This window comes from Blastococcus sp. SYSU D00695, from assembly GCF_054050555.1.
Genome location: NZ_JBJGZP010000002.1, coordinates 104653 through 128803 on the forward strand (window position 1 = coordinate 104653; position 24151 = coordinate 128803).

A 24151-nucleotide genomic window follows, 5' to 3' on the forward strand; every position below is an offset into this window, starting at 1 on the left:
CCCCACACCAGGCACCCCGCACCCCTCTCCTCACCTGGCGGGCCGCCGGGTGCCGATGCGAGCACCCGGTCCCAGCGCTCGGCCGGCGCAGGGGGTGACTGTTGCGGTGTTCCTCCGGCTCTTGCGGTGGTGCAGCACCGCAACAGCCGGAGGAACGCCGCAGAAGCCGCGTGCGAGGCAACTCCGGACCACCGGACCACCGGACCACCGTTGCGAGGCGACGCCGAGCGCCGCGAGGCACTCGGTCCCGCCTCTGCCGTCACTCACCCCGCCTCGTCGCAGCGCGGGGACGGGGCCGACACGTCGACGTGGCAACACAGCGACTCGGCGGCACGCCGACATGACGCCAGGCCCACTCGACGACACGGCTACCCGGCACGCGGCACGCGGCACGCGGCGCTCGTCGGCACGGCCACCCGACAGCACGGCCACCCGACAGCACGGCCACCCGACAGCACGGCCACCCGACAGCACGGCCACCCGACAGCACGGCCACACGGCACCCGCGACCTGACGGCACGGCGCCGTTCTCCTCCCACGGCGAGTCCCACCGCCGGTCCCGTCGCTCAGAAGGGCGGCGGGTCGCTCCCGTGGTCGGGTGGCGATCCGCCCGCGTCCGGGCGGGCCCGTCGGATGAGCTCGCGGATGCCGGGAGGCCGTGACCTCGGCGGCTGCCGGAGTCCGGGTCCCGGATCGGCGCCGGCCTGTGCGTCGGCTCGGGTCCGGGAGTCCGCCTCGGCTGCTGCATCAGCGCCGGGTCCGGCTCCTCCCGCTCGCGACTCCCCGGGTGGAGGTGGCTCCGGAGGGAGCCGCAGGCCGGGCGGCCGGGTGGTGCGGGTGATCCCCGACGGAGTGGTCACCGTCAGCGTGCCGTCGTCCGCCATCTCGAAGCGCCAGCCGCGGGCGAAGGTCTTCAGCCGGTGGTGACTGCGGCACAGGCAGCACAGGTTCGCGCAGTCGGTCGGCCCTCCGCAGGCGTGCGGCACGACGTGGTCGACGTCGGCCCACCCGACCCGCTGCCCGCAGGTCGGGAACCGGCAGGTGCGGTCGCGAGTGCGCACGAACCGCTGCTGCGGCCGGCTCGGCGCGTAGCCCTCGACCGCCTCGGGCCGGCCCAGCACCGGACACCCGCAGTCCCCGGCCGGGTGGGTCGGGCAGCCGCGGCGGGCGACGGTGCGCAGCTGGTCGGGGGTGCAGGTGGCCAGCAGGGCACCCTCGTCGTCGGTCAGCGACAGCGTGAGCATCCCGCCGGCGGGTGCGCGGAGGCCGATCGCGTCCAGGCGGTGCAGCAGGTCGCGGACGTGGCGGGCGGTGACCGCCAGCCCGGACACCTCACCGGCCTCGGTCGAGGTGCCCTCCAGCGCGGCCAGGGAGGCGGTCACGTGCAGGGACGCGGTGACCGGCGGCAGCTCGGGCTGCCAGAACCGCAGCACCGTCGCGACGAACATCCGGGTCCGCAGCTGTCCGACCGGCCGGTTGTCGCCGTCGGCCTTGGCCAGCCCGGCCAGCTGGTCGATCACGTCGTAGACGGCGGCCGCCTCGTCGGCGGGCAGGTCGACGGCGACGGTGGCCATCCCCTCGCGGGTCGCCGGGTAGATCCGCACGTCGGCCGCCTGCTCGGCCTCCTGCCGCGCCTGCTCTGCCTGCTCCGGCGCGTACTCGGGCAGCAGACCCGTGGCCCGCTCGCGCAGCTTCCGCAGCGACAGGTCACCCGCCACTGCCAGCAGGGCGGACTCGACCCGCCGGGCCACACCCGGATCGGCGTGCTCGCACACCTCGGCCAGCACCCGCGCCCGCGCCTCGTCCAGCTCGCCGTCCGCCAGCGCCGCGAACGTGCCCGGCAGGTTGTCCCGCCAGGTCCACGCCCGCGCCGCCAGCCGGGCGGCGGCGCCGCGGCCGCAGTTGAGCGCCATCGCCAGCTCTGCGGGGAAGAACTCCGAGACCTCCGGCAGCGCCCGCTCCGCCGACCAGCCGCTGCGCGCGCCGCGCGCGCCCGGGGGCGGGTCCGCGCTGTCGGGCGACTCGTCGGCCAGCGAGAGGACCAGTTCGGCCTCGTAGGCGGCCAGCCGCGCCCGCTCGGCGACTAACCGCTCCAGCGCCACGGCCTTCTCCGACCGGGTCAGCAGCTCCACCGGCAGCCGCGGTCGCGACCCCGGGACCTCGATCAGCCACTCGACCAGCGCGCGCTCCACCCGCGACTCGCGATCGAGCACCGGCGACATGGACCGAACATACGTTCGAGGTCTGACAGTTCCTGCCCTCCCCAGCCCCGACTCACCCGCCGCCGTCACTCTGCCGGCGTTCTCGCGACCATGCGGGTCCGATCGCACCCCCAGGGTGCGGAGAGCGCCCGCACAGTCGCGGCCGACTCGGACGCGCCAGGTCAGCGCGGTGGGTGGGTGCCCGGTCAGGCAGGTCAGCCCCGGTGGGCGACGACGTTCAGCACGTTGCCGTCCGGCGCGCGGACGAAGAACCGGCGCACCCCCCACGCCTCCGTGGTGAGCGGGTGCACGATCTCGTAGCCGAGCCGCTGCGCCTCCTCGTACGCGGCGTCGACGTCGTCGATGTGCACGGACACGACGGGGAACGCCGGCGCCGTGGCGTCGGCCGACACCAGCTGCACGTGCGCGCCCGTGTCGGGCGACGTGCACCGGGCCACCCACCCGAGGTCGAACTCCTCGGTGCTCAGGCCGAGGTAGCCGGTGTAGAAGGCCTTCGCCGCCTCGACGTCGGCCACCTGCAGGTTGGGCGTGATCCGCACGGCGCGCACGAGGCGACTCCCCAGGGGAACGACGACGGAGGGACGGCGGGACGGTCGGCCCCATCCTGGCGCGCGGCGGGGCCGACCGTCGAGCAGCGCCACTCTCAGCGCAGGTGGTGCACCTCCTGCAGCCCGTGCACCGGCGTCGGGATCTCCTCGTAGCGCGCCTTGAGCTGCAGCGCGAGGTAGAGGGAGTAGTGCCGGGACTGGTGCAGGTTGCCGCCGTGGAACCACAGCCCCTCCTGCTGGGTGGGCTTCCACATGTTGCGCTGCTCGCCCTCCCACGGGCCGGGGTCCTTGGTGGTGTCCGAGCCCAGGCCCCACACCTTGCCGACCCGGTCGGCGACCTCCGGGGAGATGAGGTCGGCGGCCCAGCCGTTCATGGAGCCGTAGCCGGTGGCGTAGACGACGAGGTCGGCCGGCAGCTCGGTCCCGTCGTCGAGCACGACGGCGTCCTCGGTCAGCCGCGCCACCTGGCCGTGCACCAGCCGCACCTTGCCGTCGGCCACGAGGTCGGCGGCGCCGACGTCGATGTAGTAGCCGGAGCCGCGGCGCAGGTACTTCATGAACAGGCCGGACCCGTCGTCGCCCCAGTCGAGCCAGAACCCGGCCTTCTCCAGCCGGTCGTAGAAGTCGGCGTCGCGCTCGCGCATCTGCTCGTACAGCGGGATCTGGAACTCGTGCATGATCCGGTACGGCAGCGAGGCGAACGTGAGGTCGGCCTTCTCGGTGGTCATCCCGGCGGCGACGGCGTCCTCCGAGTAGAGCGCGCCCAGCCCGATCTCCATCAGGCTGTCGCTCTTGACGATGTGCGTCGAGGAGCGTTGCACCATCGTCACGTCGACGCCGTGCTCCCACAGCGCCCCGCAGATGTCGAAGGCGGAGTTGTTGCTGCCGACCACGACGACCCGCTTGCCCACGTAGGCGTCGGGGCCGGGGTGCTGCGAGGAGTGCTGCTGGTCGCCGCGGAACACGTCCTGCCCGGGGATCTCGGGCACGTTGGGCTTGCCGGACATCCCGGTCGCGAGGACGACGTGCCGCGGCCGCAGCGTGAGCGGCTTGCCCTCCCGCTCGACCTCGACGGTCCACTCCTGCGTCTCCGGGGAGTACGACGCCGACAGCGCCACCGTGCTCGACCAGTACGGGATCTCCATGACCCGCGTGTACGACTCGAGCCAGTCGCCGATCTTGTCCTTGGGCGCGAACACCGGCCAGTTGTCGGGGAAGGGCACGTAGGGCAGGTGGTCGTACCAGACCGGGTCGTGCAGGCACAGCGACTTGTACCGGCCGCGCCACTGGTCGCCGGGCCGCGGGTGCTTGTCGACGACCAGCGCGGGGACGCCGAGCTGGCGCAGCCGCGCGCCGAGCGCGATGCCGCCCTGCCCGCCGCCGATCACCAGGACGTAGGGCTGCGTCGCGACGCCCAGCTCGGCCTCCTCGCGCTCGCGGCGCTCCAGCCACGTCTCCCGGTCGCGGTGGATGCCGTGCTCCGCGCCCGGGGGACGGCGGCGCCCGCGCGGCTCCTCGTGGCCCGTGAGCTCGTACAGCGTGGTGAGGAACGTCCAGGCCCGCGGCTCGCCGTCCTCCTCGACCAGGCGCACCAGGCCCTTGCCGCGGCCGACCGCCGTCTCGAAGGTGAACCAGGCGGTGGTGACGCCGTCGGCCTCGTCCGGCGGCTCGCTGACGGCGAAGGACGTCGGGTCGGTCCGGTCCAGCGTCGCGGTGAGCAGCTCGCGCACCCCGGCGCGGTCCTCGACGGTGGTGATGTTCCAGGAGAACGCGATCAGGTCGCGCCAGAAGCTGGTGGTCGCGAACATCCCGGCGGCCCGGGCGACGTCCCGCGCGCGCAGCGCGTCACCGAACGCGGCGAGCCAGGAGTCGGCGCGCGTCGCCGCGGTGCCGGGAGGCGCGTCCAGGGTCTGCGTCATGGCATCTCCTCACTAGGGTGTGACCGGCAGCACACCCCCGGCGGCGCGGCGCCGGGGAGGGTTGCAACCGATTGCAGGAGGGGACGCCGTGGGCGACTTCGGCGCGATCACACCGGGGACCGACCTCGGCACACACGCGCGGGCGCTGCGCCGGGTGCACGACGCGGTGCTCGCCGGGGGCCGGCCGCCGATGCGGCCGCGCGCGGTGGTCGCGCGGTCCTGGCAGCGGGTGCTCGGCATCGGCCTGGACCCCTCCGGCGGCAACGCCCGCGACCCGTTGCCGCCCGGCGAGGTCGAGCGGCGCCGTCGGGGGTCGCCGCTGGACGCCGTCATCGGCGAGCTGCGGCAGGTGCTGGGCAGCGCGGCCGACGCCTCACGGTTCCTGCTCGTGGTCACCGACGCCGACGGCGTGATCCTCTGGCGGGAGGGCGCGTCCGCCGTCCGGCGGCGGGCCGACGGCCTGGGCTTCACCGAGGGCGCCCGCTGGACCGAGGCCGCCGTCGGCACCAACGCGATCGGGACGGCGCTGGCCGAGCGCGCGCCCGTGCAGCTGTTCAGCGCCGAGCACTTCGAGCAGCAGCAGCACCCCTGGTACTGCACGGCCTTCCCGGTGCACGACCCGCGCACCGGCGAGCTGCTCGGTGTGGTCGACGTCAGCGGCCCGGCGCTCACGCTGCACCCGGCGGTGACGGCGCTGGTGGAGACGGCGGTGCGGCTGGCCGAGGCGCAGCTGTGGCGGCACCACGAGCAGCGGCTGGAGCGGCTGCGCCGCTCGGCGGGCACGCTGCTGGCCACCGTGCGCGGCCCGCTGCTGCTCGTCGACGACCACGGCTGGGTGGCCTCGCACGCGGGCGTCGCGGTGCGCGACCGCATCGAGGTGCCGCGGGCCGGGCGGGCGCTGGCCGTCCCCGGGCTGGGGCTGTGCACGCCCGAGCGGGTCGGCGAGGGATGGCTGGTCCGCCCGCGCGGGGCCGGCGGGCCGATCGACGCGACCCTCGTGCCCGGTGACCGGCCGGTGCTCGAGGTCCGCGCCGGCGGGGAGCCGTGGCGGGCCGCGCTCTCGCCCCGGCACGCCGAGCTGCTCCGGTTGCTGGCCGACGCGGGCCCGGCCGGGCTGTCGGCCGGGCGGCTCTCCGCGCTGCTGTTCGGCGACACCGAGCACGTGGTCACCGTGCGGGCGGAGGTGTCGCGGCTGCGGCGGGTGGTCGGCGCGCTCGTCGCCACCACCCCCTACCGGCTGGCGGACGGCGTCCGGCTGACGGTGGCGCACCCCGCACCCTGACCCGGTGCGGAGCCGGCCGCGACCCCCCGCGGCCGAGCCGGGCGTCAGGGCGGCCCGTCGAGCGCCCGCGCGAGCGCCGTCACCTCCGCGGCGAGGTCGGGTTCGGCGGCGGCCGCGGCGGCGGCGAGCGCGACCACCCGGTCGGCCGTGGCGCCGTCGGCGAGGACGGTGCCCAGCCGGAGCGCGGCCCGGCGCAGCAACCCGTCGGCCTCCGCCGGGCGGCCGCGCAGCTCGGCCCGCAGTGCTGCCACCGCGTTCGCCAGCGCCCCGGCCGGCGCGTCCCGGTCCTCCCCGCGCCAGCGGGGGTCCTCCGGAGCCGGACCCTCCCCGGTGCCGGCCGAGACCGCGCGCACGTCGAGGTCGACGCGCCAGAACAGCGGGAGGTGGGCGAAGCGGGCGAACAGCACCCGCCGGCGAGGGTGCTGGGCCAGGTCGGGGTCGGTCCGCAGCGCGGCCAGCGGTCCGACGCAGGCGAGGACGCCGGGCAGCCCGGCGACCGCCCCGGCGAAGGGCCCGTCGGGGACCACCCACAGGACGTCCACGTCGGAGTAGCGGTCCGCGCGTCCCGTGGCGAGCGAGCCCCGCAGCTCCGCCCGCGACCCGGGGACGGCGGCGGCCAGCGCCCGGAGCACCGCCGCGGCGACGGCGGCCCGCCGCGCGGGCGCCAAGTCCAGGTCGGGAGCCGGTCCCGGGGCGTTCACCCGCCGTGCCGGTAACCGGTCACCCAGAGGCCGGGCAGGACCTCGCGGTCGCCGGTGGGCACGAAGCCCAGCCGCGCGTACAGCGCCCGTGCCGGCGCGTTGTCGCGGCCGGTGGCGACGATCGTCGGGCGGGACCCGGCGGCGGCCAGCACCGAGCGGACGAGCGCCGTCCCCAGGCCGCGGCGGGCGGCCGCGGGCGCGACGACGAGCCGGTGGACGTCGACGAGGTCCGCCTCCTCGGTCCACGCCACCGCCCCGGCCAGGCGGCCGGCCAGCCGCGCCCCCGTCCAGCGCAGCGGCGCGGCCTGCAGCGCGGCGAGGTCCTCCTGCAGCGGCGGGATCCGGTCGTCGCCGATCAGCGCGGCCTCGACCGCGTACGCCTCCCGCTGCAGCCCGTGCAGGTCGGCCGCGAGCACCGCGTCGGCGGCGGGGTCGAGGGGCACCAGGGCGAGGTCGAGCGGCCCGGGCCGGACGGTCACGGCGCGGGCGGCGCGTCCAGGGGGAGCCGCACCTGGAAGCGGGTGTCGCCGGGCCGGGACTCCACCCGCAGGTCCCCGCCGTGCCGGTTGACCACGATCCGCCACGACACGTCCAGCCCCAGGCCGGTGCCCTGGCCGACCGGCTTGGTGGTGAAGAAGGGCTCGAACACGCGGCGGCGCAGCTCCTCGGGGATGCCCGGCCCGGTGTCGCCGATCTCCACCAGCGCGCAGTCGCCCTCCACCGCCGTCCGCAGGGTGAGCGTGCCGGTGCCGGCCATCGCGTCGAGCGCGTTGTGCACGAGGTTGGTCCACACCTGGTTGAGCTCGCCGGCGTAGGCGGGGACGGCGGGCAGCGACCGGTCGTAGTCCTTGACGACGGTGACGCCGGGCGCGATCTTGCCGCTCATCACCGTCAGCGTGGCGTCCAGGCCCAGGTGCAGGTCGGTGGCCTGGTGCGGCATGCGGTCCATCTGCGAGTACTGCTTGGCCGCGTCGACCAGCGCCGAGATCCGCCCGGTGCTCTCCGCGATCTCGCTGACCAGCGTCTCGGTCTCCACCGTGTAGGCCAGCCACTGTAGCGCCGCCGGCAGGGAGGACGGCGCCACCGCGTCGGCGGCGCGCTCGACGTCGGCGATCCCCAGCCCGGCGCCGACGAACACCGCGGCCAGGTCCCAGGCGCGGTCGATGCCGCGGTCCTCGAGCCACTCGCCGAGCTCGTCCTCCCGGTCCGAGCGCTCCAGCGGGGACAGGTCGGCGCCGGGGCCGATCCGCGCGACGACGTCCTCCTGGACCGTGACCAGTGCCGCGAGCATCTCCCCCGGCAGGTGCCCGTCCGACAGCATGGCGAGCTTGTGCCGCATCCCGGCGATCCGCTCGCGCAGCGCGGCCGTGGCCCGCGCGGCCGCCGCGGCGGGGTTGTTCAGCTCGTGGGTCAGCCCGGCGGTCAGCTTCCCCAGCGCGAGCAGCCGCTCCCGCTGGCCGACCAGCTCGGCGGCGTTGCGGTTGCCGACGAACATGCCCTCCAGCAGGTGCACCGCCATCGGGTACCACTGCCGGAACACCTCGGCGAACGGCCCGGCGGGCAGGGCGAGGAACCGGCAGTCGGTGACCGCCCGGACCGTCGCCGGGTAGACCTGGGTGATCCGGTCGCCGGCGTAGAACTGCACCGCGCCGGAGTAGACGCCGCGCGAGTCGGTGCGGACCGTCTCGACCTCGCTGCCGCCCACCCGCCGCGCCATCGTCATGGTGCCGTCGAGGAGGACGAAGAAGCACTCCGCCGGCTCGCCCTCGACCGACACCTCGGTGCCGGCGGCGCACTCGACGACGTCGCCGTTGGCGGCGACCCACGCCAGCTGCTCGTCGTCCAGGTCCTCGAACAGGAACAGCCCGCGCAGCTCGTCGGGGGTGAGCCGGGCGCCCTCCCCCGGCGCGGCCGCGGTCACCGCTCCCCCAGGTAGCGGTGCACGAGGGTCACGGCCAGCGCCCCCTCGCCGACGGCGGAGGCGACCCGCTTCACCGAGTCGGCCCGCACGTCACCGGCGACGAACACCCCGGGGACGCTGGACTCCAGCAGCCACGGGTCGCGGTCCAGCGACCACCCGCGCGGCCGGGCGCCGTCGGTGAGCAGCTCCGGTCCGGTGGGGATGAAGCCGCGCGCGTCGCGGGCCACCACGCCGTCCAGCCAGGCCGTGCGCGGCGCGCCGCCGATGAAGACGAACAGGTGGCTGGCCGGCACGGTCTCGCGGGCGCCGGTGCCCTCGTCCTGGATGGTCAGCGACTCGAGGTGGTCGCTGCCGTGCGCCCCGACGACGGTGGCGCAGGTGCGCACCGTGATCGTGGGGATCTGGGCGATCTGCTCGATCAGGTAGTGCGACATCGAGGCCTCCAGCGACGGCCCGCGCACCAGCATCGTCACCGACCGGGCGTGCCGGGCGAAGAACACCGCGGCCTGGCCGGCCGAGTTGGCCCCGCCGACGACGTAGACGTCCTTACCCGCGCACGAGGCGGCCTCGGTCAGCGCCGAGCCGTAGAAGACGCCGCGGCCGGTCAGCGACTCGGCCCCGTCGACGCCGAGGCTGCGGTAGGAGACGCCGGTGGCCAGGACGACGGCGTGCGCCGCGATGCTGCCGCCGTCGGCGAAGTGCAGCACCCGCTTCGGGCCGTGCGTCTCCAGCGCGACGACGTCGCGGGTGAGCAGCAGCTCGGCGCCGAACTTGCCGGCCTGCCGGCGGGCCCGGTCGGCCAGCTGCCCGCCGGAGACCCCGTCGGGGAACCCGAGGTAGTTCTCGATCCGGCTGCTCTGCCCGGCCTGCCCGCCCGTCGCCTCCCGCTCGACCAGCACCGTGCGCAGCCCCTCGGAGGCGCCGTAGACCGCGGCGCCCAGACCCGCCGGGCCGCCGCCGACCACCACCAGGTCGTAGAACTCCTCGCGGGCGTCCACCGACAGCCCGACGACGGCGGCGAGCTCGCCGTCGGACGGCGCGCGCAGCACCTGCCCGTCGGGGGTGACCACCACCGGGACGTCGTCGGCGGACGCCCCCGCCGCCTCCAGCAGCCGCTGCCCCTCGGGCTCCTCGACGCTGTACCAGCGGTAGGGGACGGCGTTGCGCGCCAGCAGGTCCCGCGCCCGGAAGGAGGCCGGCGACCAGCGGTGGCCGACCAGCTTGACGTCCTCGGCCGCGGCGGCCGGACCGGCCCGCCAGGCGTCGAGCATGGAGTCCACGACCGGGTAGAGCTTCTCCTCCGGCGGGTCCCACGGCTTGAGCAGGTAGGCGTCGACGTCCACCAGGTTGATCGCGGCGATGGCGGCGTCGGTGTCGGCGTAGGCGGTGAGGAGGGCCCGGCGCGCCTGCGGGAACAGGTCCATCGCCTGCTCGAGGAACTCGATGCCGTTCATCTGCGGCATCCGGTAGTCGGCCAGCAGGACGGCGACGGGCTCGCCGCGCAGCTTGAGCTCGCGCAGCGCCTCCATCCCCTCGGCCCCCGACGAGGCGCGCACGATGCGGCAGTCGTCCCCGAACCGGCGGCGCAGGTCGCGCGCGACGGCCCGCGACACCTGGGGGTCGTCGTCGACGGTGAGCAGGACCGGGCGGCTCATGGCCTCCTCCTCGGGGCGCGGGTGCGAGAGGCGCCCGACGGTGTCGGCGGGCGGACCACGCTAGCCCGTGAGCGGACCGCACCGACAGGCTGTCGCCCGCCCGCGGGGCGCCTACGGTGGCCCGGTGAGCGCGCCGGACATCGACCCCTCCGTCCCGCCCAGCGGCCCCGGCTGCGTGGAGTGCGACGCCTCCGGCGGGTGGTGGTTCCACCTGCGCCGCTGCGCCGCGTGCGGGCACGTCGGCTGCTGCGACTCCTCCCCGTCCCGGCACGCCCGCGCGCACGCCGCGGAGACCGGCCACCCGGTCATCCGCAGCTTCGAGCCCGGCGAGGACTGGTTCTGGAGCTTCGCGGGCGAGCGGCCGGTGCGCGGCGCGGAGCTCGCCCCGCCGCAGCACCACCCGCTCGACCAGCCGGCGCCCGGCCCGCGCGGCCGCGTCCCCGCCGACTGGCAGGCGCACCTGCACTGAGCCCGGCGGCCGCCGAGCCCCCGGCAGCCGCCCGTCCCCCGGCCGCTCGTCCCCCGCGGCGCTGTGCCCGTCCCGGGCGTCAGAGCTGTGGGCGCACGCCGGGCTCGGCGGCCAGGTCCGCCGGCGCGAGCGGCCCGTCGCCGCGCGTCGCCGCGGCCGCGGTGCCGCGGCGGCCCACCGGCAGGACGGCCCGACCCCGGGCGCCCTCCAGCTCGAGGGCCAGCGCCGCGTAGAGGGCGACGACCGCCAGCACCAGCCCGGTCCAGCCGGCCGCCCGCTGCCAGTCCGGCGACGCGGTGAGGTGGTAGACGCCGGTCACGGCGAACCGGAGTCCGGCCAGCCCCATCACCGCCGCCGCCACCGCCTTCTCCGCCGCGGCGGCCGCGGGGACCGCCATCGCGACCCCCGCCGTCAGGAGCACGACGCCCAGCCCGTCGCTGGCCGTCCCCGGCGGCGCGCTGAGCGTGGCCAGCCCGACGATCGCCCAGGTGCCGGCCAGCACGCCCATGCCGGTGGCGCCCGCGGGGTCGCGCGCCACGAAGCCCACCACCGAGGCCAGCAGCTGCAGCGGCGCGGTTGCGGCGATCACGACCAGCGCCGCGACCCGCCCCTCGGCCGGCGGCACCCAGCCCAGCTGGACGGCGGCGAAGGCGGTCGTGGCGAACACCAGCGCGAGGAAACCCAGCGGCAGCGGCGTGGCGATCGGCCGGAGCACGACACGGGTCTGCGGCCCGCCGGGTGGGCCGGGCGGCGCCTGCCCCGGGCCCGCGGTCTCCGGGGGCCCGGCGGCGCGGTCGGTGGGCGGCACGGCGGCGACCCCGCTCAGCGCAGCCGGACGGGGCCGGCGTCGATCGGCGTCCGGAACAGGACGTAGGGCTTGCGCCGCTCGTCCTCCCCGCCGCGGTACTTCGCCTGCCGGTACAGCTGGTTGGCCGTGACGTAGAGGAAGCCGTCGGCGACGGACATGGTGTCGGGCCACAGCAGCCGCGGATCGGAGACGACGGTCTCCCAGCGCCCGTCGGGCAGCCGCCGGTGGATGGCGTCGTGCTCGCCGTCGGTGACGTAGAGGCGGCCGGCGTCGTCGGTCTCCAGCCCGTCGCTGACGCAGCCCTTGTCCCCCTCGTCCCGCACGGTGGCCGCGACGGCGTCGTCGTCGGCCGACCGGTCCACCAGCGCGTCGACGGCGACGCTGTACCAGCGCCGGCCGGCCATCGGGCAGTAGAGGAGCCGCTCGCCGTCGGCGGAGATCGCGATGCCGTCGGCGCCCATCCGGATCGGGGACGTCGACCCGTCCTCGGCCCGCTCGGTGAACTCCTGGCCCTCGACGACCATCCGCAGGTCCGGCGGGAGCACCGCCTTCGTGCTCGGGTGCTCGTGCAGGCGTCGCCAGGACTCCCCCGACGCCAGGTCGACCACGATGACGCCGTTCGGGCCGGAGTCGGAGGAGTCGGTGATGAACGCCGTCCCCGCCTCCCCGCGGCGCAGGTCGAACCGGACGTCGTTGAGGTAGGTGGTGGGCAGCGCGACGTCGGTCGGGAACAGCACGACCTGCACGACCTCGTCCCGGGCCAGGTCCACGCACACGAGCTTCGGCCCGCCGTGCTTGGTGGGCTGGAACATCGGGCTGCCGGTGTCGAGCGCCCACAGCCGGTCGGCGGGGTCGACGACGACGGACTGCACCGACACCAGCCGCTCGGGGTCGGCGTCGGACCGGTTGTCGTTGAGTTCCTGGGAGGGGAACGCGACCTCCGCGCCGTCCCGGATCTCACCGACGGTGAAGCCGACGTCGTCGCCCCACTTCGGGTAGCAGACGAAGACCCGGCCGGTGTGCGACACGGTCACGCCGGTCGGCATCGCCCCGGAGAAGGTGTGGACGACCTCCAGCCCGCCGAGCGTCTCGTGCGCCGCCGGCCGGCCGGTCATCTCGCGACGCCCGCGGTCGCCGGGACGCCGAACGCGCGGCGCAGGTGCTGCGCCGCCTCGCGCTGGGCCTGCTCGGCCTCGTCGAGGACGGCGGCCGCGCCGAAGAACTCGTGCATGACCCCGGCGTAGTAGCGGTGCGTGGTCGGCACGCCCGCGGCCTCGAGCTTCTCGGTGAACAGCTGGCCCTCGCTGCGCAGCACGTCGCGCTCGTCGGTGATCACCAGCGTCGGTGGCATGGTGCGCAGCTGCTCGTCGGACCACCCGAGCAGGTCCACCCGCGGGTCCTGCGCGCCCTCCGGCACTCCCTGGAACGCGTGCATCGCCATCCACGACAGCAGCGGGCGGTTGAGCGGCCGGCCGTCGGCGGCGTCCTCCATCGACTCGCCCACCTGCTCGCCGGTGGTGAGCGGGTACACGCAGACGGCGGCCAGCGGTCGGGGCCCACCGCCGGTGGCGAGCTGCAGGCAGGTGGCGGCGGCCATCGTCCCGCCCACCGACTCGCCGCCGATCGCCATCCGGCCTGGGTCGCCGCCGAGCTCCGCGGCGTGCTCGGCGGTCCACCGCCAGGCGGCGAGGACGTCGTCATGCGAGGAGGGGAACACGTGCTCGGGAGCGCGCCGGTAGTCGGGGCTGACGACGATCGCGCCGGTCTTGTTGGCCATCCCGCGGCAGGAGGCGTCGTAGGTGTCGACGTCGAAGAGCACCCATCCGCCGCCGTGCACCCACATCACGACCGGCAGCGGGCCGGCGCCGGCGTCCGCGGGGGTGTAGACGCGCAACCGCATCTGCCCGCCGGCGGCGTCGGGGATGGTCCGGTCCTCCACCGCGCCGACCGGCTCGGGACCCTCGATGCCTCTGTCGGCCATGACCTTCTCGACCGCCTTGTCGGGGCCGGGCTGCGTGCGCGCCTGCGCGGGCTCGAGGATCTCGACGGGCAGCGGGCCCAGGGAGGAGTGCGCGTCGACGATCGCCTGTGCCTGCGGGGTGAGCAGGCCCGAGGGGTCGGTCGCCATCTCCTGCTGCCGGCCCGACAGCAGGTCGCGCACGTGGTCCAGCGGCTTGGCCAGGAAGCCGGCGATCCGCTCGGCGATCCCCTCGTCGGGGGCGTGCGGGTGCGGGCGGGTGGGCGCCTGCCGCTTGGCGGCCAGGAACTCCCGGCCCAGTTGCCCCATCCGCTCGGCACCGGCCTTCTGGCGGAACTCGGGCAGCTCCTCGTCCTCCTCGTCGTGCACGTGGTGGCGCACGACCTCCATGAGCTCCGTCAGCGCCTGCTCGAACTCGGCCTCGCCGGGCTCGGTCCGGCCGAGGACGACGAGCAGCTCCTTGATCTCCTGGTGCTCGTGCTCGGCGTCGTCGTGCTCGTCGCGCATCCCCACCTCGGGCCAGATCGGGTAGAGCACCGTCTCCTCGGCGAACGCGTGCAGCGCCAGTTCGAGGGAGATCTGGTCGACCAGCACGCGGCGGTTGCCGCGGCCGGCCTCCAGGTGCTGGAACTGGCGCTCGACGACGGCGTGGTCGTCGGCGATGAGGTGGTCGATGTCGCCGGGCCGGGTGGGGTGGGACAACGCCACGGGAGGCTCCTCGCGAGTCGGGCTGGGGACGGTGCGGCACACGCCTGGTCTCGGCGGCCGGCTCCCCGTCGGCACGGGCGATCCGTCGAGCGGCACCTACCCCCCGCTGCCGCGGGTACACCCGCCGACGGATGCGTGCACCGACCGTCCGGGCGCGGGGCCGGGCGCCGTCCGCGCGGGCCCGCCCCAGGCCCGTCGTCTCCCCCCGCCGGCCACGCCGCGGGGTCACCCCGGCCGGTCCCGGGTATGGGCCGCGGATGAGCGTCGACGTCACCCCCGGGACCGTGGCCGTCTACACCGACGTGGTGTGCGCCTGGTCGACGGTGGCCCTGCACCGCTTCCTCGCCGCCCGGTCCCGCCTCGACCTGGACGACGCCGTCCGCGTGGACCACCGGCTCTTCCTGCTGGAGGACGTGAACTCCTTCGCGATCCCGATGCGCATGCTGAACGCCGAGCTGCCCGTCGTCGGCCAGCTCGAGCCGGACCTGGGGATCACCCCGTGGCAGGGCCAGCCCTCGGACTGGCCGGTCACGGCGCTGCTGGCGAACGAGGCCGTGCACGCCGCCAAGGCGCAGTCGCCCGCGGCGGCCGAGCAGCTGGACATGGCGCTGCGGCTGGCGTTCTTCCGGGACAGCCGGTGCATCTCGATGCTGCACGAGGTGGTCGACGTCGCCCGCGGCTGCGACCACGTGGACGCCGACGCGCTCGCCGCGGCCCTGGACGACGGCCGCGCCCGCGGGCCGATGATGGCCGACTACCGCGCGCACGCCGGCGAGGTGCAGGGCAGCCCGCACTTCTTCCTCGCCGACGGCTCCGACGTGCACAACCCCGGTACCGAGCAGCACGCCTCCGACGCCGGTTACCCGGTCGTCGACTCCGACGACCCGTCGGTCTACGAGGACCTCGTGCGGCGAGCCGCCGGGGCAGCGCAGGCAGGGTCCCGACGATGAGCGAGCGGCTGGTCGCGGACCTCGTCGTCGAGCGGCTGCGGGCCTGGGGCGTCCCGCGGGTGTTCGGCCACCCGGGGGACGGCATCAACGCCGGCTACGCGGACCTGCTCGGCCTCACCGGCATCCGGGTGACCGACCCCGGGGAGCTGGGTGCCGCGTGGGACCGGGCGCTGTCGGCCGACCGGCCCGTCGTCCTCGAGGTGCGCACCGACCCCGACGTCCCCCTGCTGCCGCCGTTCCCCGGGGGCGCGCAGGAGCTGGACTCCTTCCGCACGGCGCTGGACCAGGAGGGAGAGGCGGGCGCGGGCGCCCGGGCGCTCCTGGACACCTACGCCGCGCAGGAGCGCCCGCGGAGCTGACCGCACGGTCGGCACCGGGACGGGCGGCATCGGGCCGGAGCGGCGGGACGACGACCGCCTCCTCCTGCCGGACCTCCCCCAGCGGCGGCGAGAGCTCAGGGGAGGGCCGTCAGCACCTTGTCCAGGGTGACCGGCAGGTCGCGCACCCGGATGCCGGTGGCCCGGTGCACCGCGTTGACCACCGCCGCCGCCGTCCCGGTGATGCCGATCTCGCCGATGCCCTTGCTGCCCATGGCGTTGACGTACGGGTCGTGCTCGTCGAGCCAGTGGGCCTGCATGTCGCCGACGTCGGCGTTGACGGTCACGTGGTACTCGGCGAGGTCGTGGTTGGCGACCTGGCCGATCCGGTGGTCCCAGACGCTGTTCTCGTGCAGCGCCATGGACAGCCCCATGGTCATCCCGCCGAGGAACTGCGACCGCGCCGTCCGCGGGTTGACGATCCGGCCCGCGCCGAAGACGCCGTACAGCCGCGGCACCCGGAGCTCGCCGGTGTCGGCGTGCACCCGCACCTCGGCGAACTGGGCGCCGAAGGCGTAGGCGGCGTGCGCGTCGTCCTTGCCCGCCTGGTCGACGTCGCCGGTGACCTCGTCGCCGTCGGACGGCGAGCGGCCGAACTTCGTGCGGAACTGGCGCGCCGCGACCGTGAGCGCCGACCCCCACGTGTTCGTGCCCGACGAGCCGCCGGCCACCGAGGCGATCGGGTAGCGGGTGTCCCCGATCCGCACCTCGACGTCGTCGGGGTCGACCTCCAGCGCGTCGGCGGCGATCTGCGGCAGCACCGTCCACGCGCCGGTGCCGAGGTCCGCGGCGCCGATCTCGGCGACGTACCGGCCGTCGGCGTAGCGGATCCGCGCGGTCGACTGCGCCTGGCGCATCGTCGGGTACACCGAGGAGGCGACGCCGGTGCCGACGAGCCAGGCACCCTCGCGGTGCCCAGCCGGTGGCCGGTCGGCCCAGCCGAAGCGCTGCGCGCCCTCGCGCAGGCAGGCGACCAGGTTGCGGCTGGACCACGGCCTGCCGGTCTCCGGGTCGACCTCGGGCTCGTTGCGGATCCGCAGCTCGACCGGGTCGATGCCCAGCCGCTCGGCGAGCTCGTCCATCGCGACCTCGGGGCCGAACATGCCCGGGCACTCCCCCGGCGCGCGCATCCACGACGGCACCGGCACGTCGAGGGCTGCCAGCCGGTGCGTCGTCCGCCGGTTCGGCGAGGCGTACATCATCCGGGTGGGGACGCCGGTCTGCTCCGCGAACTCCTTGATCCTCGACGTCTGCTCGACCACGTCGATCGCGATGGCCTGCAACCGGCCGGTGCGGTCGGCGGCCAGCTGCAGCCGCTGGATCGTCGGGGTGCGGTAGCCGACGAGGGAGAACATCTGCTGGCGGGTCAGGCCGAGCTTCACCGGCCGGCCGGGCACCGCGCGGGCGGCCATCGTGGCGAGGAAGACGTGCGCGTGCGGAGTGCCCTTGGAGCCGAACCCGCCGCCGACGAACGGGCAGACCACCCGCACCTGCTCCTGCTCCAGGCCGAAGACCTCGCACACCGCGGCCCGGTCGGGGTGCACGCCCTGGGTCGAGTCCCAGAGGGTCAGCGGCACCTCGGCGGACGGCTCCCACAGCGCCGTCGTCGCGTGCATCTCGAGCGGGTTGTTGTGGTACATCGCCGTCGAGTAGGTCTCCTCGACGGTCACGTGCGCGGTCGCCATCGCGGCGGCGACGTCGCCCTGCACGGTGTCGGTCTCGTACCCGGCGTTGACCTGCTCCGGCGCGTAGAGGTCGGCCCGGTCGACGGCCAGGGTGCTGTCGTGCGGCTGCTCGGCGTAGGTGACGCGGACGGCGTCGGCGGCCTGCCGGGCCAGCTCCGAGGTCTCGGCGACGACCAGTGCGACGACCTGCCCGCGGAAGGCCACCTCGTCGCTCTGCAGGACGGCGAACTCGCGGTCGTCGGTGGACGCGAGCCGCTCGGCGTTCGCGTGGGTGAGGACGGCGACGACCCCCTCGAGCGCCTCGGCGGCGGAGGTGTCGACGCCGGTGACGCGGGCCCGCGGGACCGTGGCCTGCACCGGGTGGACGTAGGCGGGGTGCTCCACCGGCGTCTCGATCGCGTAGGTGGCGGCGCCGCGGACCTTCGCCTCGCCGTCGCGGCGGACGGTGTCCCGGCCGATCGCGCGGGGCTCCAGCAGCTCGGTCATGCGGACACCTCGGAGGTCAGGTCGCGGACGGTGGCGACGACGGTGCGGGTCACCAGCGGGATCTTGAAGCCGTTGCCGCCGTCGATGCCCGGCTGCGGCTGGGCGGTGGTCAGCTCGACCTCCATCGCGTGGCGCACCGCCTCGTCGGACACGGCGCCGCCGCGCAGCACCTCCTCGGCGCGGGTGGCTCGCCACGGCTTGTGCGCGACGCCGCCCAGGGCCAGGCGGACCTCGCCGTCGACCACCACCGCGGCCACCGAGACCAGCGCGAAGGCGTAGGACGCCCGGTCGCGGACCTTGCGGTAGGTCGAGCGCGCGCCGGCCGGCAGTGGCGGCAGGTCGATCGCGGTGACGAGCTCGCCGTGCTCGAGCACGGTGTCGCGGGAGGGGTCGTCGCCGGGCAGCCGGTGCAGCTCGGCGAACGGGACCGTGCGCGCGCCGGCCGGGCCGAGGACCTGCACGTGCGCATCGAGCACTGCGAGCGCCACCGCCATGTCCGACGGGTGGGTGGCGATGCAGGTGTCCGGCGCCGTCGGGTCCGGCAGGGCCGCGGGGGTGCCGAGGACCGCGTGGTGGCGGGTGTAGCCGCCGACGGCCGAGCAGCCGCTGCCGGCCTCGCGCTTGTTGCACGGCGTGCTGACGTCCTGGAAGTAGACGCACCGGGTCCGCTGCAGCGGGTTGCCGCCGGTGGTGGCGAGGTTGCGCAGCTGGCCGGTGGCGCCGGCCAGCAGCGCCTGGGCCAGGACCGGGTACCGCGCGCGCACCCGCGGGTCGGCGGCGAGCTCGCTGTTGGTGACGGCGGCGCCGATGCGCAGCCCGCCGTCGGGCAGGTCGGTGACGTCCCGGCTGGTCAGCCGGCGCACGTCGACCACGAGCTCGGGTCGGGCGACGCCGAGCTTGAGGTGGTCGACGAGGTTGGTGCCCCCGGCGAGGAAGACCGCGTTCGGCTCGGCGGCGACGGTCCGCACCGCCTCGGCCTCGTCGGCGGGCCGGGCGAACGCGAACGGCCTCACGCCGCGCCCCCGGCCTGCTGCACGGCCGGGACGATGTTCGCGTAGGCCCCGCAGCGGCACAGGTTGCCGCTCATCCGCTCGGCGACCTCGTCGGAGGTCAGCTCCGGGGGGGCGGTCAGGTCCTCGCTCACGTGGCTGGGCCAGCCGCGGCGGACCTCGTCGAGCACCCCGACCGCGGAGCACACCTGGCCGGGGGTGCAGTAGCCGCACTGGAAGGCGTCCCGGTCGAGGAACGCCTGCTGGACCGGGTGCAGGCCGCCGGATGCGAGCCCGTCCGCGGTGGTGATCTCCGCGCCGTCGTGGGCGACCGCCAGCGCGAGGCAGGTCAGCGCCCGGTCGCCGTCCAGCAGCACCGTGCAGGCGCCGCACTGGCCGTGGTCGCAGCCCTTCTTCGGGCTGGTGTTGCCCAGCCGCTCCCGCAGGGCGTCCAGCAACGTCGTCCGGGTGTCGACCGTCAGGCGGTGCCGCTCGCCGTCCACGGTCAGGGAGATCTCGGCGTGCAGCCCGGTGGGGTCCATGGCCCCGCAGGTGCCCGGCGCGCGCGGCGTGGCAAACCCCGCGGCAGGCCCTCCTGGTGCCGAGGGCGGACGTTTGTCCCGCGGCCCTCCTGCCCATGCCCCGGCCATGACGACACCCGCGGACGAGGAGGGCACGACCCCGATCGGGTTCCGGCCCGAGCGGGAGGACCGCGCCGTCGCCGAGAGCATGGGTGAGGCCCTGCTGGGGCGCCTGCTCGACCGCGCGCACCTCATCCCCCCGCGGCTGGTCGGCCCCCTCGTGGCCCAGGAGACGCGCGCCGCCGGGGCGAGCGAGGTCGCGATCTTCCTGCAGGACTACGACCAGCGGCACCTGCAGCCGCTGGAGGGCGACGGCCTCACCGGCGAGCGGACGCCGATCGACGGCAGCGCGGCCGGTCGCGCGTTCGCCACCGCCGAGGTGGTCGAGCAGCCGGAGCCCGACGGGTCGGTGCGGCTCTTCCTGCCCATGCTCGACGGCTCGGACCGGGTCGGCGTGCTGTCCCTGCACCTCCCGGCGGTCAACGCCGCCGACCGCCGGCTCGCCCTGCGGCTCGCCGGGCTGGTCGCCGACATGGTCGTCACCAAGGGCGAGTACACCGACACGTTCGCCCGGGCCCGCACCGCCGAGCCGATGACCCTCGCCGCCCAGCTGCAGTGGGCCACGCTCCCCCCGCTGTCGATGACCACGCCCGACGTCGACCTCGCCGGCATCCTCGAACCGGCCTACTCCGTGGGCGGCGACGCCTTCGACTTCGCGCTGAACGCCCACGTGCTCGACGTCGGCGTCTTCGACGCGATGGGTCACGGGCTGGACGCCGCGACGATGGCCACGGTGGTGATCGCCGCCTACCGCCACGGCCGGCGCGGCGGCGGGGACGAGCTCCCCGAGCTCTACGCCGCGATGGACCACGTGGTCCGCACCTCGTTCCCCGGCCGGTTCGCCACGGCCCAGATCGCCCGGCTCGACACCGAGACGGGCGAGCTCACCTGGGTCAACGCCGGCCACCCCGCCCCCCTGTGGGTGCGCGGTGGCCGGGTGGTCGACGAGGTGACCGGCCCGGTGTCACGCCCGCTCGGCCTGGCCGACGGCCCACCCCACGTCCGGTCGCTCCGGTTGGCGCCCGGCGACCGCGTGCTGTTCTTCACCGACGGCGTCGTCGAGGAGCGGCTCGACGGCGGGGAGCAGTTCGGCGAGGGACGCCTGCGCGAGATGATCGAACGCACGACGACCGAGGGCCTGTCCGCCGCGGAGTCCGTCCGCCGGCTGTCCCACGCCCTGATGGCCGCACGGGCCGGGCACACCAGCGACGACGCGTCCCTGCTGCTCGTGGAGTGGAAGGAGCCGCCGCGCGACGACGAGCTCGCTCCCGGGGTGCCCGAGGCCGACCCCACCGACGACGGCTCCTGAACCGCAGACCTGTCGCGTGCGATCGAGTCGCGCCGGGTAGGCGCTCGGCATGGCTGACACCACGAGCGAGAGCGAGCTGCGCGACCTCACGGTCGACCAGCTGCGCGACCGGGCGAAGCGGGCCGGCGTCTCCGGCACCTCGTCGATGCGGAAGGACGACCTCGTCGCGGCCCTGGCCGCCGGCGGGACCGGGGAGCGGACCGGCGCCGGGGAGCCGGGCGACGCCGGGCCCGACGGCGGGCACCTGCGCACCGGCGACCAGACGTCGAGGTCGCTGCAGTACTCGCAGGAGGTGACCTCCCCGGACGAGGACCCCGAGCGGCCCGGCCGCAGCCTGGCCACCACCAGCCACGAGGTGATCCGGCAGTGGGCCGAGGCGCGCGGCGGGCAGCCGGCCACCGTGCCCGGCACCGAGCACGGCGACCACCTGGGCGTGCTGCGCATCGACTTCGGCGGGGACGACGACCGGCTGCGGGAGGTGAGCTGGGACGAGTGGTTCGCCACCTTCGACGCCCGCGACCTCAACTTCGTCTACCAGGAGGAGCGCAAGGACGGGCACCGGAGCACGTTCTTCCGCCTGGAGAGCCCGCACCGCGAGGACGGCTGACCTCCCCGGGGGCAGGCTGTCGCCCGTGCCCCTCCCCCCGCCGCCCGTCCCCAGCCGCGTCGTCGCCGCGCCGATGGCCGGCGGCCCCTCGACGGTCGCCCTCGCCGCGGCCGTCGGGGACGCCGGCGGCCTCGGCTTCCTGGCGGCCGGCTACCGCACCGCGGCCGCCGTGGCCGACGAGGTCGCGCGACTGCGGGCGGTGTCGGCGGCGCCGTTCGGCGTGAACGTCTTCAGCCCCGTCCCGGCCGACCCGGTCGAGGCGGCGCGGGTGCCCGCGTACGCGGGCCTCCTGGCGCCGCGCGCCGCCGCGCTCGGGGCCGCGCTCGGGCAGCCGGTGCACACCGACGACGAGCACGACGCCAAGGTCGCCGTCCTGGCGGCGCTGCGCCCGGCGGTCGTCTCCTTCGTCTTCGGCGTCCCCCCGGCCCGGTCGGTCGAGGCGCTGCACGCCGCCGCGGTGCCGGTCTGGCTGACGGTCACCTCACCGGAGGACGCCGTCGCCGCCACCGCCGCCGGGGCCGACGCGCTCGTCGTCCAGGGCTGGGAGGCCGGCGGCCACCGCGGCGGGGGCTCGGACGCCGAGCCCGGGGAGCTCGGCCTGCTCCCGCTGCTCGCGCTGGTGCGCCGGGAGACCGCGCTGCCGCTGGTCGCCGCGGGCGGCCTCGCCGACGGCCGGGGCGTCGCCGCCGTCCTCGCCGCGGGTGCGGCGCTGGCCCAGCTGGGGACGGCGTTCCTGCGCACCCCGGAGGCGGGGACGGCGCCCGCGCACGCCGCCGCGCTGACCGGGGACCGGCCGACGACGGTGACCCGGGTGTTCACCGGCCGCCGCGCCCGCGCCCTGGTCAACCGGGCGACGGCCGAGCTGCCCGCCGACGCCCCGGCGGCCTATCCCGAGGTGCACGCGCTGACCCAGCCGCTGCGGGCCGCGGCGCGGGCGGCCGGGGACGCCGAACAGCTGCACCTGTGGGCCGGGCAGGCGCACCGGCTCGCCGGCGAGGTGCCCGCCGGGGAGCTGGTGCGCCGGCTGGCCGCCGAGGCGCGGGCGGCGCTGGACGCCGCGCGCTTCTGACCGCCCCGCGCCGGACGCCGGGCTCAGGCGAGCGCGCGCAGCGCCTCGGCCAGCGGGGTGGTCGGCCGGCCCGCGAGGCGGGACAGGTCGCCGGTCGTCGACGCCAGGGCACCGTCGGCGATGGCGGCGTCCATCCCGGCGACGAAGCGCGCCGTCGGCTCGTCCAGGCCGACGCCGGTGAGGACGGCGACGTGCTCCTCGGTGGTCAGGCGGCGGTAGGTGACCTCCCGGCCGAGCACCTCGGCGGCCGCGGCGGCGAACTCGTCGAAGCCCCAGGCGGTGTCGCCGGAGAGCTCGTACACCCGCCCCTCGTGGCCCGCGCCGGCGAGCACCGCGGCGGCCGCGGCGGCGTAGTCCGCGCGGGTCGCGCTGGCCACCCGGCCGTCGCCGGCGCTGGCGGAGACGGTGCCGGCGGCCGCGGCCTCCTGCAGGGCCTGCGCGTAGTTCTCCGTGTACCAGCCGTTGCGGAGCAGGACGAACGGGACGCCGCTGGCCCGCACGTCGGCCTCGGTCTGCCGGTGGGTCTCCGCCAGGGCCAGCGGGCTGTCGTCGGCGCGCAGGATGCTCGTGTAGGCGACCAGGGCGACCCCGGCGCGCGCGGCGGCGGCGAGCACGGTGCGGTGCTGCTCGACGCGGGCGGCCGGGTCGTTGCCGGAGACCAGGAGCAGCCGGTCCCCCGCCTCCAGCACCGCGTCGAGGGTCGACGGGTCGCCGTAGTCGATCCGCGCGACCCGGACGCCGCGGGCCGCGAGCCCGGTCAGCTCCTCGACGCGGCGGCCGGCGGCGACGACCTGGTCGGCCGGGACGCCCCGGTCCAGCAGCTCCTCCACCACGAGCCGGCCCAGGTGCCCGGTGGCGCCGGTGACGACGATCGACATGCGTGTCCTCCTGTGCTCCGCGGACGCCGCGGCGGCGCCGTCGGTCCCGGCAACCGGGAGCCCCCCGGAGATGTTCCAACCTTCAACGACTTTTGAGCCGCGGACGGTCCTCGACTCATCGTCAACCGGGGGTTGACGCCCGCATGCCGTCAACCTAGCGTTGACGCATGACCCCTCCCGTGCAGGTCCCCGTCCGCCTCGACGACCTCATCGACTCGATCCGCAAGGTGCACGACGACCCGCTGGAGCAGCTCAGCGACGCCGTCCTGGTCGCCGACCACATCGGCGAGGTCGCCGACTCCCTCATCGGCCACTTCGTCGACCAGGCCCGCCGCCAGGGGGCATCCTGGACCGACATCGGCCGCAGCATGGGCGTGACCAAGCAGGCCGCGCAGAAGCGGTTCGTCAGCCGCGCCGGCGCCGACCGGCCGATGGACGCGCGCGAGGGCTTCGGCCGGTTCACCCCGCGCGCCCGCAACGTCGTCGTCGCCGCCCAGGAGGAGGCACGCACCGCCGGCGCGCTCGAGGTCTCCACCGCCCACCTCGTCCTCGGCCTGCTGCGCGAGCCCGAGGGCATCGCCGCCCGGGTGCTCGTGGCGCACGCGGGGTCCCTGGACCGGGTCCGCGCGGCCGTCGTGCTGCCGCCCGCCTCGGGCGCGGAGATCCCGGCGTTGATCCCGTTCGACGACGCCTGCAAGGCCGTCCTCGAGAGCACCTTCCGCGCCGCGTCGCGACTGGGGCACGACCACGTCGGCACCGAGCACCTGCTGCTGGCGGTGCTCGAGGCCGAGGGCGACGACGGCCTGCTCTCCGGGCTCGGCGTCGACGCCGGACGGGCGGAGCAGGAGATCACGACCGCCCTGCGCTCGGCCGGCGCGGCCGGGGAGGCCGCGGAGGCCCGGGAGGCCGCGGAGGCCGGGGAGACCGGGGAGACCGCCGGCGCCTGAGA

General features: G+C 76.1%; 22 protein-coding genes. 8 read left to right on the plus strand and 14 right to left on the minus strand.

Annotated elements, in window-relative coordinates:
* Window positions 1-566: 566 nt before the first annotated feature.
* The 3 genes from ACI781_RS02005 to ACI781_RS02015 all read right to left on the minus strand — a co-directional run bounded on the left by ACI781_RS02005 (window position 567) and on the right by ACI781_RS02015 (window position 4689).
* Window positions 567-2222: a DUF222 domain-containing protein gene (locus ACI781_RS02005; RefSeq protein ID WP_456564403.1), complete on the minus strand. Its 1656-nt coding sequence runs from the start codon at window positions 2220-2222 to the stop codon at window positions 567-569.
* A gap of 194 nt (window positions 2223-2416) precedes the next feature.
* Window positions 2417-2770: a VOC family protein gene (locus tag ACI781_RS02010; RefSeq protein WP_456564404.1), complete on the minus strand. Its 354-nt coding sequence runs from the start codon at window positions 2768-2770 to the stop codon at window positions 2417-2419.
* Between the two features lie 95 nt (window positions 2771-2865).
* Window positions 2866-4689 (minus strand): NAD(P)-binding domain-containing protein, encoded by a 1824-nt coding sequence (locus ACI781_RS02015; protein WP_456564405.1) that lies wholly within the window; start codon window positions 4687-4689, stop codon window positions 2866-2868.
* A gap of 88 nt (window positions 4690-4777) precedes the next feature.
* Between ACI781_RS02015 and ACI781_RS02020 the strand changes: the two genes are divergently transcribed.
* On the plus strand, window positions 4778-5971 hold the full coding sequence (locus ACI781_RS02020; protein WP_456564406.1) for a GAF domain-containing protein: 1194 nt from the start codon (window positions 4778-4780) through the stop codon (window positions 5969-5971).
* 44 nt (window positions 5972-6015) lie between these two features.
* On the opposite strand, the gene ACI781_RS02025 is transcribed toward ACI781_RS02020, so the two are convergent.
* From ACI781_RS02025 to ACI781_RS02040, 4 genes are read right to left on the minus strand one after another with little or no spacing between them, the layout of a single operon-like run.
* Window positions 6016-6672, minus strand: coding sequence for a nucleotidyltransferase domain-containing protein (locus tag ACI781_RS02025; protein WP_456564407.1), 657 nt, complete (start codon window positions 6670-6672; stop codon window positions 6016-6018).
* On the minus strand, window positions 6669-7151 hold the full coding sequence (locus tag ACI781_RS02030; protein ID WP_456564408.1) for a GNAT family N-acetyltransferase: 483 nt from the start codon (window positions 7149-7151) through the stop codon (window positions 6669-6671). The genes ACI781_RS02025 and ACI781_RS02030 overlap by 4 nt, the downstream gene beginning before the upstream one ends.
* A complete protein-coding gene (locus ACI781_RS02035) occupies window positions 7148-8593 on the minus strand; it encodes an ATP-binding protein (RefSeq protein WP_456564409.1) in 1446 nt (481 codons plus the stop codon). Before ACI781_RS02035 ends, ACI781_RS02030 begins: the two co-directional genes overlap by 4 nt.
* Entirely contained in the window at window positions 8590-10248 is a 1659-nt protein-coding gene (locus ACI781_RS02040) for an FAD-dependent oxidoreductase (protein WP_456564410.1), read from the minus strand. Before ACI781_RS02040 ends, ACI781_RS02035 begins: the two co-directional genes overlap by 4 nt.
* Window positions 10249-10372: 124 nt before the next feature.
* Here ACI781_RS02040 and ACI781_RS02045 point away from each other — a divergent pair, with 124 nt between their 5' ends.
* Entirely contained in the window at window positions 10373-10717 is a 345-nt protein-coding gene (locus ACI781_RS02045; protein WP_456564411.1) for a UBP-type zinc finger domain-containing protein, read from the plus strand.
* Window positions 10718-10796: 79 nt separating this feature from the next.
* On the opposite strand, the gene ACI781_RS02050 is transcribed toward ACI781_RS02045, so the two are convergent.
* The 3 genes from ACI781_RS02050 to ACI781_RS02060 form a co-directional block, all read right to left on the minus strand.
* On the minus strand, window positions 10797-11432 hold the full coding sequence (locus ACI781_RS02050) for a hypothetical protein (RefSeq protein ID WP_456564412.1): 636 nt from the start codon (window positions 11430-11432) through the stop codon (window positions 10797-10799).
* A gap of 107 nt (window positions 11433-11539) precedes the next feature.
* Window positions 11540-12640, minus strand: coding sequence for an L-dopachrome tautomerase-related protein (locus ACI781_RS02055; RefSeq protein WP_456564413.1), 1101 nt, complete (start codon window positions 12638-12640; stop codon window positions 11540-11542).
* Window positions 12637-14211 carry an alpha/beta hydrolase fold domain-containing protein gene (locus ACI781_RS02060; protein WP_456564414.1) on the minus strand — a complete coding sequence of 525 codons (1575 nt, stop codon included), beginning with the start codon at window positions 14209-14211 and terminating at the stop codon, window positions 12637-12639. Before ACI781_RS02060 ends, ACI781_RS02055 begins: the two co-directional genes overlap by 4 nt.
* A gap of 257 nt (window positions 14212-14468) precedes the next feature.
* On the opposite strand from ACI781_RS02060, the gene ACI781_RS02065 reads away from it, so the two are divergent.
* Window positions 14469-15161, plus strand: a complete 693-nt coding sequence (locus ACI781_RS02065; protein WP_456564415.1) for a DsbA family protein — start codon at window positions 14469-14471, stop codon at window positions 15159-15161.
* Complete coding sequence (locus ACI781_RS02070; RefSeq protein WP_456564416.1) at window positions 15158-15520, plus strand: hypothetical protein; 363 nt, start codon at window positions 15158-15160, stop codon at window positions 15518-15520. The genes ACI781_RS02065 and ACI781_RS02070 overlap by 4 nt, the downstream gene beginning before the upstream one ends.
* A gap of 95 nt (window positions 15521-15615) precedes the next feature.
* On the opposite strand, the gene ACI781_RS02075 is transcribed toward ACI781_RS02070, so the two are convergent.
* From ACI781_RS02075 to ACI781_RS02085, 3 genes are read right to left on the minus strand one after another with little or no spacing between them, the layout of a single operon-like run.
* The gene (locus tag ACI781_RS02075; protein ID WP_456564417.1) at window positions 15616-17709 is read right to left on the minus strand and encodes a xanthine dehydrogenase family protein molybdopterin-binding subunit; all 2094 of its coding nucleotides are present in this window, start codon (window positions 17707-17709) and stop codon (window positions 15616-15618) included.
* Window positions 17706-18722, minus strand: coding sequence for an FAD binding domain-containing protein (locus tag ACI781_RS02080; RefSeq protein WP_456564418.1), 1017 nt, complete (start codon window positions 18720-18722; stop codon window positions 17706-17708). Before ACI781_RS02080 ends, ACI781_RS02075 begins: the two co-directional genes overlap by 4 nt.
* Window positions 18719-19240 carry a 2Fe-2S iron-sulfur cluster-binding protein gene (locus tag ACI781_RS02085; RefSeq protein WP_456564419.1) on the minus strand — a complete coding sequence of 174 codons (522 nt, stop codon included), beginning with the start codon at window positions 19238-19240 and terminating at the stop codon, window positions 18719-18721. Before ACI781_RS02085 ends, ACI781_RS02080 begins: the two co-directional genes overlap by 4 nt.
* 106 nt (window positions 19241-19346) lie before the next feature.
* Here ACI781_RS02085 and ACI781_RS02090 point away from each other — a divergent pair, with 106 nt between their 5' ends.
* The 3 genes from ACI781_RS02090 to ACI781_RS02100 are packed head-to-tail and all read left to right on the plus strand — an operon-like array spanning window position 19347 to window position 22324.
* Window positions 19347-20648: a PP2C family protein-serine/threonine phosphatase gene (locus ACI781_RS02090; RefSeq protein ID WP_456564420.1), complete on the plus strand. Its 1302-nt coding sequence runs from the start codon at window positions 19347-19349 to the stop codon at window positions 20646-20648.
* A gap of 49 nt (window positions 20649-20697) precedes the next feature.
* Window positions 20698-21255: a Rho termination factor N-terminal domain-containing protein gene (locus tag ACI781_RS02095; protein WP_456564421.1), complete on the plus strand. Its 558-nt coding sequence runs from the start codon at window positions 20698-20700 to the stop codon at window positions 21253-21255.
* A gap of 25 nt (window positions 21256-21280) precedes the next feature.
* Window positions 21281-22324, plus strand: a complete 1044-nt coding sequence (locus ACI781_RS02100) for a nitronate monooxygenase (protein WP_456564422.1) — start codon at window positions 21281-21283, stop codon at window positions 22322-22324.
* A gap of 23 nt (window positions 22325-22347) precedes the next feature.
* Here ACI781_RS02100 and ACI781_RS02105 read toward each other — a convergent pair whose 3' ends face one another.
* Window positions 22348-23202 (minus strand): NAD(P)H-binding protein, encoded by an 855-nt coding sequence (locus ACI781_RS02105; protein ID WP_456564423.1) that lies wholly within the window; start codon window positions 23200-23202, stop codon window positions 22348-22350.
* Window positions 23203-23369: 167 nt separating this feature from the next.
* Here ACI781_RS02105 and ACI781_RS02110 point away from each other — a divergent pair, with 167 nt between their 5' ends.
* A complete protein-coding gene (locus ACI781_RS02110; RefSeq protein ID WP_456564424.1) occupies window positions 23370-24149 on the plus strand; it encodes a Clp protease N-terminal domain-containing protein in 780 nt (259 codons plus the stop codon).
* The last annotated feature ends 2 nt before the right edge of the window (window positions 24150-24151 follow it).